The following is a 14,446-nucleotide window of genomic DNA, read 5'->3' on the forward strand; positions in this document are numbered from 1 at the left end:
TTACCTTAAACCTAAATTTATAGAGGGGGGGGGGTATAATGTCTTTTCCAAATTTAAATTTATAAGGAGTAATCAAATGAAACTTTCTTATCATACAAGTAAAGTTTTAATGAGTGTTAGCATTAGTGCTTTATTAAGCAGTGCTGCTTTAGCTCAAGAAATTACTATTGCTGATGGCGATGGTAGCATGGAGAATCATTTTGAAACAAACGATGGACAACATTTTACTTTAAAAAATGATTATACCAATGGTAATCTAACCATAAATATCAACAATACAGATATACCTAATAGTATAGCAAAAGAAGGCTATGAAGATCTTGCAACAGTAAATATTAATTTAGGCTCTAATGATCTTGCTATTAAAAATATTTCACATGGAGATATTTCTACCTATGTAACAAATTATACTATCAATGCTAAAAAAACCGAAGCTATAGATGTTATATTTCAAAGTACAAATGGAAGATCTATCGTAAATGGAGATTTTAACATAAAAGGTTCATCTGCTCCCACAGAGGGTGTTTTAGATGATATAAAATCTTCAGCCATTTTAATCGGTGATGGATATGGCCTACAAGGATCTCTTGAAGTAAATGGAAATTTTACAGCAGATCAATCTACTCTATTTACCGTAGGTGGCAACAAAAGTCAAAACCACATACAAATAAATGGTAAAGCAAATATCACAAATTCAAACTTTTCCATAGGAGCAACAAGTTTTGGAGACTTAGCTTTAAATAATTATGTTTTCATGAGTGCAAGCGAAGGATTTAATGAAGACATAACAAATTCAAATAAAGCTAGTGCAAATATAAGTAAAAATTTTGAAAGTATTGTTGGTATGAGCAACAAAGACTTAGGGCTTGATTATGAAGTTGTAAGAGCTATGGATATAAAAGATTTTATTGAATATAAACTTTCTACTAAAGATAATAAGCTTTTAATTAGCGGTGGTGCAAATAAAAATGTAGATAACAACAAAATGATTCTAGAAAATGATAAAAAATATCTAGAATTAATTAAAACTGATTTAGAAGGTGCCAAAAATGAAGAAGGTACTAATAAAGAAAAAATTGATGAAGCTATCGCAAAAATTGATGAGCAAATAAAACAAATTCAAGATATGATTAGTAATGCTGGAGATCAAATAATCTCTAACGATGATTACATTAAAAACGATTCTAGCGTTTCAGCTTCTAATAAAGATTTTGTTTCTAAAATTTTAGATGGACTTACACTCGGTAAAGACTTTAATGCAATAGGTAGTATTAAATTTGACAAAGCTGGAGAACAAATAGCAAATGACATAAAAGATTCAGCTAAATCTATATCAAATATAAATCAAGCTTCATCAGGTATAAACTCAACTATTAATATTTCAAATGATGTATCCATAGGTTCTCGTGTAGCTATGTTGAATAATCCTTATGGAAATTATGCTACAAAATTATCTCAAATGAGATTTGCTGCTAACGATTATAGAGGAAATTATGTAGATAATTATGAAAACAGCATTTGGGGTAATGTAATAGGTGGTACAAACATCATAGATGGAGATAGCAGTGCTTTATATGGAGCTACTATAGGTATGGATAGAAAAATTAACGATGATGCTATTATAGGTGCTTATTTTACTTATGTAAATGCTGAAATAAAAGATAATCTTTTAACACAAAAATCAGATAATTTCCAATTTGGTGCTTATTCTAACATCTATATAAGTCCTAAAGTAGAAGTTAATGTTAAAGCTTATGCTCAAATTTCAACAACAGATCAAGATATTACAAATAGAGGATTTAACACTACAAATAGTGCTGATTTTAATAGAAAATTTCTTGGTTTAAGTGCCAACATGGGGTATGTTTTTGATTTTAGCGATAATACCTTATTTGTCAAACCTTTTGCCGGAGCAAATTACTACTATGCATACACTCCAAGCTACAAAGAAAATGGAATTGCAGGAAAAAATGTTGATAGTACTAGCAACAACTCTCTTTCGTTGGAGCTAGGTACTGAAATTAGAAAATATATGAGCGAAGAATCATATTTATTTATCACTCCAAAAATAGAACAATATGTAATGAATAACGGAGATGATTTTGTAGCGAGTTTAAACGGAGTAGCATTACCTAGCGTAAAAAGTGATGACAAGAAAAAAACTTATGGACAAATCATTATAGGTGGCAATATTGATATTAGCGAGCAATTTAGCTTAAATGCAGGCATTGGAGCTAAACAAATATTAGCCGGTAAAACAGATGGTAAGAATGAAACTTATGTAAGTGGTCAATTAGGTTTTAAATATAAATTCTAATTAATTTTTAAGAGACTCTAATTCTTTAATATGCTAAACTAAATTTAACCAAGAAAGATTTAAAATCTTGAAAAGCAAAGCAAAAGATAAATTGCTTTGCTTTTTGTTTTAAAAATATTTGAAAATAATTTTTAGAATTTATTTATTATAAATAATAAAATTACTCTTTATTGTGACTTAATATAAAATTTTGCAATTTATTCTTTTTAATAAGCATAGGCGATAACTCAAAAAACTCGTATTGATAATGAGAAAAATCAATATTATAGTTTCTTCTCTTTTTAATTTTATCTTTATTTTTTTAATATATTCATCATTAGAATTTTTATCCATAATGTAAACTGCACAGCAATTTTCTTTTTCTGCGCAAAAATATTGCAAATAATTTCAAAATCGCCTTTATTCTACAAATGAAAATCACAAGCTATATTAATAATATTTGGACTAAACGATACTATTTCAAAATATGAATTTGTTATCGTGCTTTAAAAAAAGACATAAGAACTCTAGTAACTTGTTTTTGTCTACTAAATAAGCAATGATTAAAATCAGATCTTCTGAAAATACTATTTATTTCGTTTGATATTAAAATATATTAGTTACTTAGCTTGTTATTATTTACCTTAGCTTCGTCAAAAAATCAATAAAAATATTTGTATCAAGAAATACTTTTTTTCATATGTCATTCTCTAAAGATTATTTTTCATTTCTTTAACTATTTTGCTCGGATAAAAAACTCCATTTAAAGCTTTGCTTAGCTAATTTAAACTTTTAACCTTTGTTTAGTGCTTGTTCTAAAGCTCTAAAGATATTTATTCTTGTTGTCGTATAGTCGCTGATTTTTAGTACTTTAGAATTTAATTGGCTCATCTTTCTTGCCTAAGTCTTTGTTTTTATTCCATTATTCTTACTATAAATTAAAGTAAATATTATGAATAAGTAAAACATTGATAGTTTAGTAGTTTTCTTTATTCTTGGTTGGGATAGATTTTACATTAAAAACCTTTGGTTATTTTTGGATTTACTAGCCCCATTTGAGTTTTCATTCTTTTGATTGTATATTTTTTCTTAAGTTACCAAAAAATAACTTCTGCTCCAAAGATATTTTCTAATGTATAAAAATTCTTTTTTAATTATTCTACTGTAGATAGAAAAGATGAAAAAAATTAGCATAAATCTAATCTATTCATCAAGCCTATCCGCATTAACGAGAAAAAAATTCATTACAAAGAGTGAATTTTAATTTATACTTTTAAATTATATATTTAAGTAAAAATTTACAAATATTTTAAATTTAAAAATATTAAAAAAAAAAAAAATTAAAAAATCTCTCTCGGATAAAGAGAGATTTTAAATTTTTACATTAGGATCGTAAGAAAAACTAGGTTCAATTTGTTTTTTACTGCTTAATTCTTTATACCAATAGCTATGCAAGATATAAACCTCTTCTTCTTCTTTATATCCACTTACCATAGAATGAATACTTCCTTTAATAGCAAATACCGCCATATAAATGTGAATTCCAAAGAATACTGCACAAATAATTCCCAAGAAATTGTGAATAATAGCTGAAAGTCTTAAAAGCTCAATTTGTGTTAAACCAAAAAGACCTTGAATGGCAGTAGAATTAAAATCAAGGAAATACATAAAGCCGCCTGTAATAATCATCAAAAATCCACCAAATACGGCAATATAATACCAAGATTTTTGCCCAAAATTAAATTTACCCGCAGGAACAGGGCGTTTTACCTTGCTTAGATAACCACCCACTATCATCATCCATCTGATATCATAACTAGCAGGAAGCATTCTTTTTATCCACCATAAAAACATAGGAATGATAGAAATGATAAATAAAATCGTTGCAAAAGCATGTAAGTTTTTGCATACTCTTACAAATACGCCGCCTCCAAAAGTTGCACCAAACATCATCACAAAACCCGTAGGTACCAAAATCACCCACGAAATAGCCGCGATAAAATGAAAAATTCTTTCAAATAAAGAAAAGGCATAAATTTTCTTTCCATCATGAGAAAATTGTTTTGGACCTATCACCATATAATGCAAAGCAAAAGCTGAAAGAACTGCAATGATTGCAATCAAAGCTATAGTAGCTATATACTCACCTTGCAAAGTTGTCCAAAGCTTACCAAAAGTATCATAATTTGGAATATTTGTAATACGATGAAAATCCCAAATTTGTGTATCTTGTCCCATTCGTTCACTGCCATAGGCAAACAAACTTACAAAAGTGCTTAAAAGTGTTATCAATATTTTTTTCATAAGCGTTCCTTTCCTATGTAAGCAATTTTCCATTCTATACTTTGCGAAGGATTAGCAATTCCATAACCCCTACTTTGCAATCTGCTATGATAAATTTCTTCTATCTTAGAGCTTTCACCTACTAAAAGTGCTTTGGTTGAGCACATAGCTGCACATACAGGCACTTTTCCTTCAGCGATACGATTTTGTCCATAAAGCTCTCTTTCTTTTTCCGAATTTGTACTTTCAGGTCCACCTGCACACATCGTACATTTATCCATAATGCCTTTGTTACCAAATACGCTATCTTTTGGAAATTGTGGAGCACCAAAAGGACAAGCGTAAAGACAATAACCACAACCTATACAAATTTCTTTATCGTGTAAAACAATACCATCTGCACGGATATAAAAACAATCCACAGGGCAAACTATAGCACAAGGTGCATCATCACAATGCATACAAGAAATCGAAGTAGACACCTCTTTTCCTTGTACTCCTTCATTAAGGGTGATGACACGACGACGACGGATATTGATAGGAAGTTCATGCGCTTCATCACAAGCTACCGAACATCCATTACAATCAATACAACGCTCATTATCACAAAAGAATTTCAAGCGTTCTTTTTCTAAATTTGCAAAATTTACCTTACTCATCTTTTACACCCCATCTTTTGAGATACGGCATAAGCCGCCCTTGGTTTCAGGAATTTGACACATAATGTCATAACCATAATTTGTAACCGTATTTGCACTTTCTCCACTTGCATAAGGTTTAGTTCCTTTAGGGAAATTGTGCGTTAAATCCACACCCTGCATCACACCTGTAAAATGGAAAGGTAAGAAAATCATATCTTTTGCTACACCTGGATTGAGCTTGACTCTCACATGAATTTTAGTTCCTTCTGGAGAATGCACCCAAATCATATCCCCTGCTTTAATCTTTTGCTCGCTTGCAAGTTCAGGATTTATCTCACAAAACATCTCAGGTGTTAAACGAGTAAGATACATCGAGGCCCTATTTTCCATACCTGCACCATTTAAATTCACAAGTCTTGCTGTGACTAGGTTGAGTGGGAATTCTTTTGAATAATCCTTAGCCTTTTGCACAGAAACAAATTTTGTATCCACACGATAAAGCGCTTTTTGATCCTCAAAACTAGGATATTTTTGCACCAAATCATTTCTTGGAGAATGAAGTGGCTCGCGGTGAAGTGGAATTTGATCTTTAAATGTCCAAACCACAGCCCTAGCTTTAGCATTTCCATAAGGCACTATACCTTTTTCTATACATTTAGTCGCTATGATATTACTATCATCATAAGACCAAATTGCACCCATTTTTTCTTTTTCTTGGGCACTTAAAGTAATACCTAAAACTTTTTCTATATTATCTTTAGTAATTTGTGGATAGCCTGTATCTATAGGTGAATTTATCGGAGCATTTTTAGCCAATAAATTTTCACCCTCATACTCAAGTCCGAAATTATTTCTAAATCCCATACCACCTTTTGCTACTTCGATATCGGTATTATAAAGCACAGGAGATCCTGGATGTTTATCACTCCAACAAGGCCAAGGAAGTCCGTAGTATTCACCCGCTAATTCGTCTTTGCCTTCTAAAGTCACCTCATCAAATTTATCCCAATTTAAAGTATGTTTTTTAAGTCTTTCAGGGCTCCAACCATTAAGTCCTATACTTCTAACTGCACTTGCAATTTCTCTAGTAGCATTTTCAGGCCAAACAATCTTGCCATTTTCATCGCGTAAGGTTTTAGTAAAGTCTTCATAAAAACCTAATTTTTTGGCAAGCTCAAATAAAATTTCTTGATCTTCTTTGCTTTCATAAAGTGGATCTATGATCTTAAATCTCCATTGTCCGCTACGATTTGTAGCTGTTACGCTTCCACTTGTTTCAAACTGCGTTGCAGCAGGTAAAAGATAAATTCCATCTTTTCTTTCTGCAATAATTCCTGCTTCATTGACAAAAGGATCAGCTAAAACCAAAAGTTCTAAAGCTTCCAAACCTTCTTTAACTTTAGCTTGCTGTGCAGTCGAAGTGATACCATTTCCCATTACCACCAAAGCTTTCAAAGACGTTCCTGCATTATCCACTTTATCATTTCCATCTTTGCCATTTAAGGCTGCAGCCCACCATCTAGCAAGTGAAAGTCCAGTTTTATGCATCCAATCTTTGCTTACAAAATTTCCTAAAAGCCACTCATAATCCACGCCCCAAATTTTGGCATAATATCTCCAAGTCGCTTCATTTAAAGGATAATAACCAGGTAAATTTTCACTCAAACAAGCCATATCCGAAGCACCTTGAACATTATCGTGTCCGCGTAAAATATTTACCCCGCCGCCGAATTTACCTATATTTCCTAAAACCATTTGTACTATAGGTGCTAAACGCGTATTTGAAGTTCCTACGGTGTGCTGTGTTAAGCCCATAGCCCAAATCAATGTAGTTGGTTTATTTTTAGCTACTTCATGAGTGATTTGAATGAGGAGTTCTTTAGAAATTCCTGTTACATTTTCTACTTCTTCAGCAGTCCATTTTGCAGCTTCTTCACGAATTTTATCGATACCAAAAACTCTTTCATCAAGGTATTTTGTATCTTCTAAACCTTCATCAAAAATGATTTTTAACATTCCATACATGAAAGCAATATCAGTACCTGGACGAATTCTTGCATAAATATCTGCTTTTGCTGCACTCTTTGTAAATCTAGGATCTACAACGATAAGCTTAGCACCTTTTTCTTTTGCTTTTAAGAAGTGTCTAAAACCTACAGGGTGATTTACTGCTGGATTTGCTCCAATAATAATAATACATTTACTTCTTTGAATATCTCCAAGATGGTTTGTCATAGCGCCATAACCAAATGTATTCGCCACACCGGCGACTGTTGCGCTGTGTCAAATTCTAGCTTGATGATCTACATTATTGGTTCCAAAAAATGCTGCGAATTTTCTTATATAATAAGCTTGTTCATTGTTTAGTTTTGCAGAACCTAAAAACATAACGCTTTCTGGATTTTCTTTACGATAAGCTGCTAATTTTTCTCCGATTTCACTTAAAGCTTGTTCATAAGAAATGCGTTTCCATTCTCCATTTTCTTTTTTCATAGGGTATTTTAAACGCACATGAGAACGCACCATATCGATCATATCAGAGCCCTTACAGCAATGGCCTCCCGAGCTAACAGGGTGATCTTGTGCGATTTCTTGGCGCAACCACACTCCGTTTTGAACTTCTGCAATAATTCCGCAGCCTACAGAACATGCGGTACATACACTCTTAATCTTTTGACTTCCTTCATAAGCTTCTTTTAATTCATCCGCATTTGCTTCTCTTAAAGTTTCGCTTCTAGCTAGCAACGGACTTGCCAAACTTGAAAGCGCGGCCATTTTAAGAAAAGAACGGCGATTAAGCTTGATAGTTTCATTCATACTTGACATTATTCAGCCCTCATATAATATTTTTCCCAATTAGCACTTCTTTGATAAAGCACTTCCTTCTTTTTGCTTTTGCCTCTAACAAGATCCTTTCTTTCTTCATCTTGCCCAAAAGCTACACTTGCACCGCCTAAAAGACTTGCAGTACCCAAAGCAATAGCAGATTTTTTAAGAAATTCCCTGCGATTTTTCACGAGATCTCCTTTGTTTATTTGCTTCTCTTCTTAAAAATTCAGAACGAGATAAATCATTTTGAACTTTCTTAGAAGGTTTTATAGTAGGTTTTTCAAGTTCAAAACAATATCTTTCAAATTCTATAAACTGCGCAGCAATATTTGCTATTTCTTTATAAAGCTTCGCTTTTGAATTTGAAAAAATAAGCATTAAAAATTCATCAATGCTTTGATTGATGACTTTTTCAAACAATGCCTTAGCAAGTTCATCTTCCTTATTTTTTAGAAATTCACTCATTAAAACAAAACAAAATCCTACACTATCTTCAGCTTCTTTAAAAATTTTTTCATTGCGGCGGATTGTGCTTTTAGCTAAAATCTGCCTTACATTAAGCAATGCTTTTGAATTTTCAAAGCCTTCTTCTATGTAAGAAAAAGTCATAGGAATAGTGTTTTTAAGTGCTAAAAAAAGCTCATCGTATTCTTTATAAAATGCTTGAAGATCTTGTACATCTTGTAAATTACGAAGTAAAATTTCAAAGCTTGTTCTTAAACTTTCATCAAATAAACTCTCTTGCATAGCTTCTAAATAAGCTTTTAAGTTACACAATCTATTTTCAGAAAATGAAAAAACGAAAAGTTCTCCTAAGCACTGATAATAAAGACTTCTAGCTAATCTTAGTTTTTCTAAATCCATTTTTAACTCATTCAAATTTTTGAAGATTTGCCGTTAAATAATTTGCAAAATAATATTATGCAAATTACACCTAATTTTCCTTCTTAATCCTTATTTTTGACTGATTTATCTTAATATGATTTGTTTTAAAATAAACTGAAATTTTCTTAAAAATCTGCCTAATCTGAAAAAATAGAATTTAGCTTTAAAAGCCTATAAAATAGTATTTTAATGAGGTTTTTTAAAAAAAGTTGCATAAAATATTTAAACCTAAAAAACAAAACTTTCATTTTGTCATTTAAAAAATATTTTATGCTAAAAAGAAATAATAAAATTATTCTTCCAAAAAATTTTAATTTCTTAGAGCGTAATCCTTGTAAGAAAATTCTCTTATCATTTGAAGTTCATTTTTTGCATTTAAAAGCATGAGATTTGGAAGTCTTATACCATTAAAAGTTGTGTTTTTCACAATGGTGTAATGAATTTGATCTAAAAAAACAATTTTATCGCCGATTTTAAGCTTTTTATCAAAGGCGTATTCTCCCATTACATCACCCGCTAAACAAGTATTTCCAGTAAGCAAATAGGAAAATTCGCTTTCTTTTAAGTCTGAAATTTTTTCACTTTCTCTTGTGGCTAAAATTCTAGCATTTAAAACTTCACTTGTATAAGGCATGATGATAGTATCTGGCATATGTGCTTCGCTTGAAGTATCTAAAATAGCAATTTGTTTTTCATTTTCTATGATATCTACTACACTAGCCACCAAATTTCCTGTTTGCCAACCCACTGCTTCGCCTGGTTCAAGATAAACTTGCACGCCATATTTATCACTGAAATTTTTACACAAAGCAATAAGCTTTTCAACATCATAGCCTTTTTTAGTGATGTGATGTCCTCCTCCAAAATTCACCCATTTCATTTGCCCTATCCATTTGCCAAATTTCTCTTCAAAAGCCTTTAAAACTGCTTCTAAAGCATCAGCACTTTCTTCACAAAGTGCGTGAAAATGAAGTCCTTCTATAGCATTTAAATCCACATTTTCAAAATCTTTAGCACGAATTCCAAGTCTTGAGTATCTTCCACAAGGATTGTAAAGTTCTTTTGGGGCTAGAGAAAATTCAACATTACAACGAAGACCTAAGGAATTTTTTTGTGTTTTAGCTTGAAATTTATGAAATTGGGCTAAAGAGTTAAACACTATATGATGAGATAAACTGGCTATTTCACCTATTTCATCTTCTTTAAAAGCAGGTGAATAAGTATGAATTTCTTTATCCATGTATTCTTTAGCAAATTTTGCTTCCCAAAGTCCGCTACAAGTACAACCTTTTAGGTATTCTCCAACAATTTTCATCGCTCCTGAAAAAGCAAAACCTTTTAAAGCTAAAAGCACTTTAGCACCACTTTTTTCACCAACACTTGCTAAAAGCTCACAATTTTTTCTTAATTTATCTTCTTCTAAAATATAAGCTGGAGTTTGAATTTTTTCATAAAACATTATTTTTCCTTGATTAAATTGCTAAAATCATAACAAAATTAAACCAAATTTTCAAAATAAATATTTACTAAAGTTAAAAAAATAATGACTATAATACAAAAAATCAAGCAAAAGGAAAAACTAATGAATAGAAGAAATTTTTTAAAATTTAATGCACTCACTCTAGCAAGTATGGGTGTAGCCTATGCAAATCCTATGCACGATATGCACTCCATGCATAAAAATCATTCTATAAATCATGACTTAGATACTTCTTTTATCAACTTTGCTCCAAAAAATTTAAAACTTTTAGATCCAAAACAATTCCCCCAAGGAGAAATTTTAAAAGCCTTGCCTTTACTCAAAAATGAAAGTAAAGAAAAAAATATTTTTCGTGCTACCCTAGAAATCAAAGAAAATCATATAGAGCTTATCAAAGGTAAAAAAACCTTATTTTATACTTACAATGGCCTCGTGCCTGCTCCAAAAATAGAAGTTTTTGAAGGAGATAAACTTGAAATTTTAGTCAAAAACAAACTCAAAGAAGCTACAACTATGCATTGGCATGGCGTTCCTGTGCCACCTGATCAAGATGGAAGCCCACATGATCCTATCTTAGCAGGAGAAGAAAGAATATATCGTTTTGAAATTCCTCAAGATAGCGCAGGAACTTACTGGTATCATCCACATCCTCATTATACGGCTTCTAAACAAGTTTTTATGGGTTTAGCAGGGGCTTTTGTGATCAAAGCAAAAAAAGATGCTTTAAGTCATTTAAAAGAAAAAGATTTGATGATTAGCGATTTGCGTCTTGATGAAAACGCTCAAATTCCAAACAACAACCTAAATGATTGGCTAAATGGTAGAGAAGGAGAATTTGTACTCATCAATGGACAATTTAAACCTAAAATCAAACTCGCCACAAACGAACGCATACGCATTTATAATGCTACTGCAGCAAGATATTTAAATTTACGCATACAAGGAGCTAAGTTTATACTTGTTGGTACTGATGGTGGACTTATAGAAAAAGCTATTTATAAAGAAGAACTTTTCTTAAGTCCTGCTTCTCGTGTAGAAGTTTTAATCGACGCTCCAAAAGATGGGAATTTTAAGCTAGAAAGTGCTTATTATGATAGGGATAAAATGATGGTAAAAGAAGAATCTAATACCCTATTTCTAGCCAATATTAACCTAAAAAAAGAAAAATTAGAACTTCCAAAAAATTTAAAAATTTTCAAACCTTTAGAAGAACCTAAGGAATTTAAAGAAATAATCATGAGTGAAGATCATATGCAAATGCATGGAATGATGGGAAAAAGTGAAAATGAATTAAAAATCGCTCTTGCGTCTATGTTTTTAATCAATGGCAAAAGCTATGATTTAAAACGCATTGATTTAAGCTCCAAGCTTGGAGTAGTTGAAGACTGGATAGTGATAAACAAATCTCACATGGATCATCCTTTCCACATACACGGCACGCAATTTGAACTCATCTCATCAAAACTCAATGGCAAAGTTCAAAAAGCCGAATTTAGAGCCTTCAGAGATACTATAAATGTGCGTCCTAATGAAGAGTTAAGACTTAGAATGAAACAAGATTTTAAAGGACTTAGAATGTATCATTGCCATATTTTAGAACATGAAGATTTAGGAATGATGGGAAATTTAGAAGTAAAGGAATAAAATGGTAAAAGTGGAATTTTTAGGCCCTATAAATAAAGAAAATTTAGAACTTGAAGTAAAAAATTTAAAAGAATTAAAAGAAATTTTGCAAAAAGATGAGAGTTTAAAAGAATGGCTAGAACTTTGTGCTGTATCTTTAAATGATGAAATCATTTTTGATGAAAACACCAAGTTAAAAGATGGTGATAAAATAGCACTTTTACCGCCAGTTTGTGGAGGCTAAATGAAACATTTTACACTTTATCAAGGCTCTTTAGATATTCCTAAAATTTATAGCCAATGGTATGAATTTTCCAAGGATAAAAACTGCGGTGCTTTACTGACTTTTTGTGGTATTGTGCGTGAAGAAGGAGGTATTGAGGCACTTAGTTTTGATATTTATGAACCGCTTTTAAAAAAATGGTTTGATGAGTGGCAAAAAAGAGTAGATTTTGATGGTATTAGCTTGCTTTTTGCTCACTCTATAGGCGATGTGGCGGTTCATGAAAGCTCGTATTTTGCAGGAATTTTAAGCAAACAAAGAAAATTAGGGCTTAAACTTCTTAATGAATTTGTTGAAGATTTTAAAGCAAGTGCACCCATTTGGAAGTATGATGTAATAAACAAAGAAAGAATTTATGCCAAAGAAAGATCAACCAAACTTTGCGGTGCAGGACTTTTAAAAGGATAAAAAATGTTAATGTCTTATGAAGAAAGTTTAAAAATTTTACACTCTCATATCAAAACCTATGAAAAGATTGAAAAAATAGCCCTTACAGAGTGTTTAGGACGCATTTTAGCTCAAGACATAAAAGCCCCTAAAAATCAGCCTGAATTTCCAACCTCGGCTATGGATGGTTATGCGATCAAATTTGAAGATCAAGACAAGCCTTTAAAAATTTTAGGCCTCACACCTGCGGGCACTATGCCACAATTTAGCGTACAAAATGGCACTTGTGTAAAAACCTTTACAGGCTCACTCATGAGCGAAGGAAGCGATACTTTAGTCCCTGTTGAAAATATACGCATAGAAAATGATACTCTTTTTATAGAAAAAAAAGTTCCCCAAGCTTTTGCCGTGCGTGCGGTAGGAGAAAACTATAAAAAAGATGAAATTTTACTTAAAAAAGGCACGAAGCTAAGCTATAGCGAAATAGCTCTTTTGGCTGAACTTGGATTTTTTCACATTAGTGTGTTTATAAAGCCTATTGTAGGGGTTTTAAGTAGTGGAAGCGAGATCAAAGATCTAGGAGAAGCCTTAGAAAATCCCGCTCAAATTCGATCTTCAAACCATATCGCTATAGCCAGCTTAGCTAAGAATTTAAATTGTGATACAAGGGTTTTTCCGCTTTTAAAAGATGATGAAAAAGCTACTTTTTCTACCCTTGAAAATGCATTGCAAAGTTGTGATATTTTAGTTACAACGGGCGGGGTTTCTATGGGAGATTTTGACTTTTTAAAAAAAGCCGTCAAAGAATACGAAATCATCATCGATAAAGCCGACATAAAACCAGGCAGACATATCAAAATAGCCAAGGCTAATGAAAAATTCATCATCGCCTTACCAGGTTTTCCTTACTCGGCTATGGTAATGTTTAATCTTTACGCAAGAGAGATTTTAAACTCTTGGTTACTTCAGCCTAAAGACTATATTTGCAAAGCCTTTTTACAAGGAAGCTACAAGAAAAAAACACCTTATTTGGAATTTGTCGCTTGTAATGTGGAATTTAAAAATGGACGCATTTTAGCTAATCTTGAAGGTAAAAAAGAAGGCTCTAGTGCGATTATAAACAATCTTAACAATAAAGCCGCTCTTATGGTGGTGCCAAAAGAATGTGAAATTTTAGAAAATGAAAGCTTAGTGGATATTATCTTTATGCCTTGAAATTTGTCAAAAAGGTTTAAATCGCCTTTTTGACTTCTTTTTGCCCTTTTAAACTAAGCCAAACAATTAAAATAAAATGAAATAAGCAGGCGTAAATGGAATACCGATATAAAATATTATCTCCACATAAAATATTATCTCCACTATCATTTCTTGTAATCTTATACTATCTAATAGCCGAATAAAAGCAAAAAATAACTTACTTACAATTTCACCACAAACAAAAAATGCGAAAACAAGATAGAAAAGTTTTTCTTTTGTAGCTTGAACTAAAGTTTTAAAGAAGAAAAAGGCGATGATAATATAGGCTACACTTATAATTTTATCCAAAATAAAATTTTCAATAAAAACATCTTCACCCATTATTAATTTTAAAATAAAGCGTAAATTCCATCCAAGAACAAACAAAACCTGCCATATAAGAAAATAAATAAACATTTTATAGGTTTTTAGCTTTTTACAAAATAAAAATACACTTAATAAAGCTAAAAATGTTGCTATATAAAATAAAACATATCGAATAT

At 31.5% G+C, this 14,446-nt stretch carries 11 protein-coding genes and 1 pseudogene; 5 read left to right on the forward strand and 7 right to left on the reverse strand.

Going from position 1 to position 14,446, the window contains the following annotated elements:
* The first annotated feature begins 76 nt into the window (after positions 1-76).
* Positions 77-2,317 (forward strand): autotransporter outer membrane beta-barrel domain-containing protein, encoded by a 2,241-nt coding sequence (locus KAR67_RS07445; RefSeq protein WP_002819964.1) that lies wholly within the window; start codon positions 77-79, stop codon positions 2,315-2,317.
* Positions 2,318-3,667: 1,350 nt separating this feature from the next.
* Here KAR67_RS07445 and KAR67_RS07450 read toward each other — a convergent pair.
* The 6 genes from KAR67_RS07450 to nspC all read right to left on the reverse strand — a co-directional run bounded on the left by KAR67_RS07450 (position 3,668) and on the right by nspC (position 10,393).
* A complete protein-coding gene (locus KAR67_RS07450) occupies positions 3,668-4,600 on the reverse strand; it encodes a formate dehydrogenase subunit gamma (RefSeq protein ID WP_002781204.1) in 933 nt (310 codons plus the stop codon).
* Positions 4,597-5,238: a formate dehydrogenase FDH3 subunit beta gene (fdh3B, locus tag KAR67_RS07455; protein ID WP_002779352.1), complete on the reverse strand. Its 642-nt coding sequence runs from the start codon at positions 5,236-5,238 to the stop codon at positions 4,597-4,599. The genes KAR67_RS07450 and fdh3B overlap by 4 nt, the downstream gene beginning before the upstream one ends.
* 3 nt (positions 5,239-5,241) lie before the next feature.
* Positions 5,242-8,046 (reverse strand): molybdopterin-dependent oxidoreductase, encoded by a 2,805-nt coding sequence (locus KAR67_RS07460; protein ID WP_079263911.1) that lies wholly within the window; start codon positions 8,044-8,046, stop codon positions 5,242-5,244.
* On the reverse strand, positions 8,046-8,237 hold the full coding sequence (locus tag KAR67_RS07465) for a twin-arginine translocation signal domain-containing protein (protein WP_002779484.1): 192 nt from the start codon (positions 8,235-8,237) through the stop codon (positions 8,046-8,048). Before KAR67_RS07465 ends, KAR67_RS07460 begins: the two co-directional genes overlap by 1 nt.
* Positions 8,212-8,913, reverse strand: coding sequence for a molecular chaperone TorD family protein (locus KAR67_RS07470; protein WP_002779485.1), 702 nt, complete (start codon positions 8,911-8,913; stop codon positions 8,212-8,214). Before KAR67_RS07470 ends, KAR67_RS07465 begins: the two co-directional genes overlap by 26 nt.
* Before the next feature lie 331 nt (positions 8,914-9,244).
* Complete coding sequence (gene nspC / locus KAR67_RS07475) at positions 9,245-10,393, reverse strand: carboxynorspermidine decarboxylase (RefSeq protein ID WP_170876385.1); 1,149 nt, start codon at positions 10,391-10,393, stop codon at positions 9,245-9,247.
* A gap of 123 nt (positions 10,394-10,516) precedes the next feature.
* On the opposite strand from nspC, the gene cueO reads away from it, so the two are divergent.
* From cueO to KAR67_RS07495, 4 genes are read left to right on the forward strand one after another with little or no spacing between them, the layout of a single operon-like run.
* Positions 10,517-12,058, forward strand: a complete 1,542-nt coding sequence (cueO, locus tag KAR67_RS07480; RefSeq protein WP_002811072.1) for a multicopper oxidase CueO — start codon at positions 10,517-10,519, stop codon at positions 12,056-12,058.
* 1 nt (position 12,059) lies between these two features.
* The gene (locus KAR67_RS07485) at positions 12,060-12,281 is read left to right on the forward strand and encodes a MoaD/ThiS family protein (protein ID WP_002779488.1); all 222 of its coding nucleotides are present in this window, start codon (positions 12,060-12,062) and stop codon (positions 12,279-12,281) included.
* On the forward strand, positions 12,282-12,728 hold the full coding sequence (locus KAR67_RS07490; RefSeq protein ID WP_002779489.1) for a molybdenum cofactor biosynthesis protein MoaE: 447 nt from the start codon (positions 12,282-12,284) through the stop codon (positions 12,726-12,728).
* A 3-nt stretch (positions 12,729-12,731) separates the two neighbouring features.
* Complete coding sequence (locus KAR67_RS07495) at positions 12,732-13,922, forward strand: molybdopterin molybdotransferase MoeA (protein ID WP_192801078.1); 1,191 nt, start codon at positions 12,732-12,734, stop codon at positions 13,920-13,922.
* Positions 13,923-13,938: 16 nt separating this feature from the next.
* Here KAR67_RS07495 and KAR67_RS07500 read toward each other — a convergent pair.
* Positions 13,939-14,360: pseudogene (locus tag KAR67_RS07500) on the reverse strand (accessory regulator AgrC).
* Between the last annotated feature and the right edge of the window lie 86 nt (positions 14,361-14,446).

This window comes from Campylobacter sp. JH32 (genome assembly GCF_017846535.1).
Classification (GTDB): Bacteria; Campylobacterota; Campylobacteria; order Campylobacterales; family Campylobacteraceae; genus Campylobacter_D; species Campylobacter_D coli.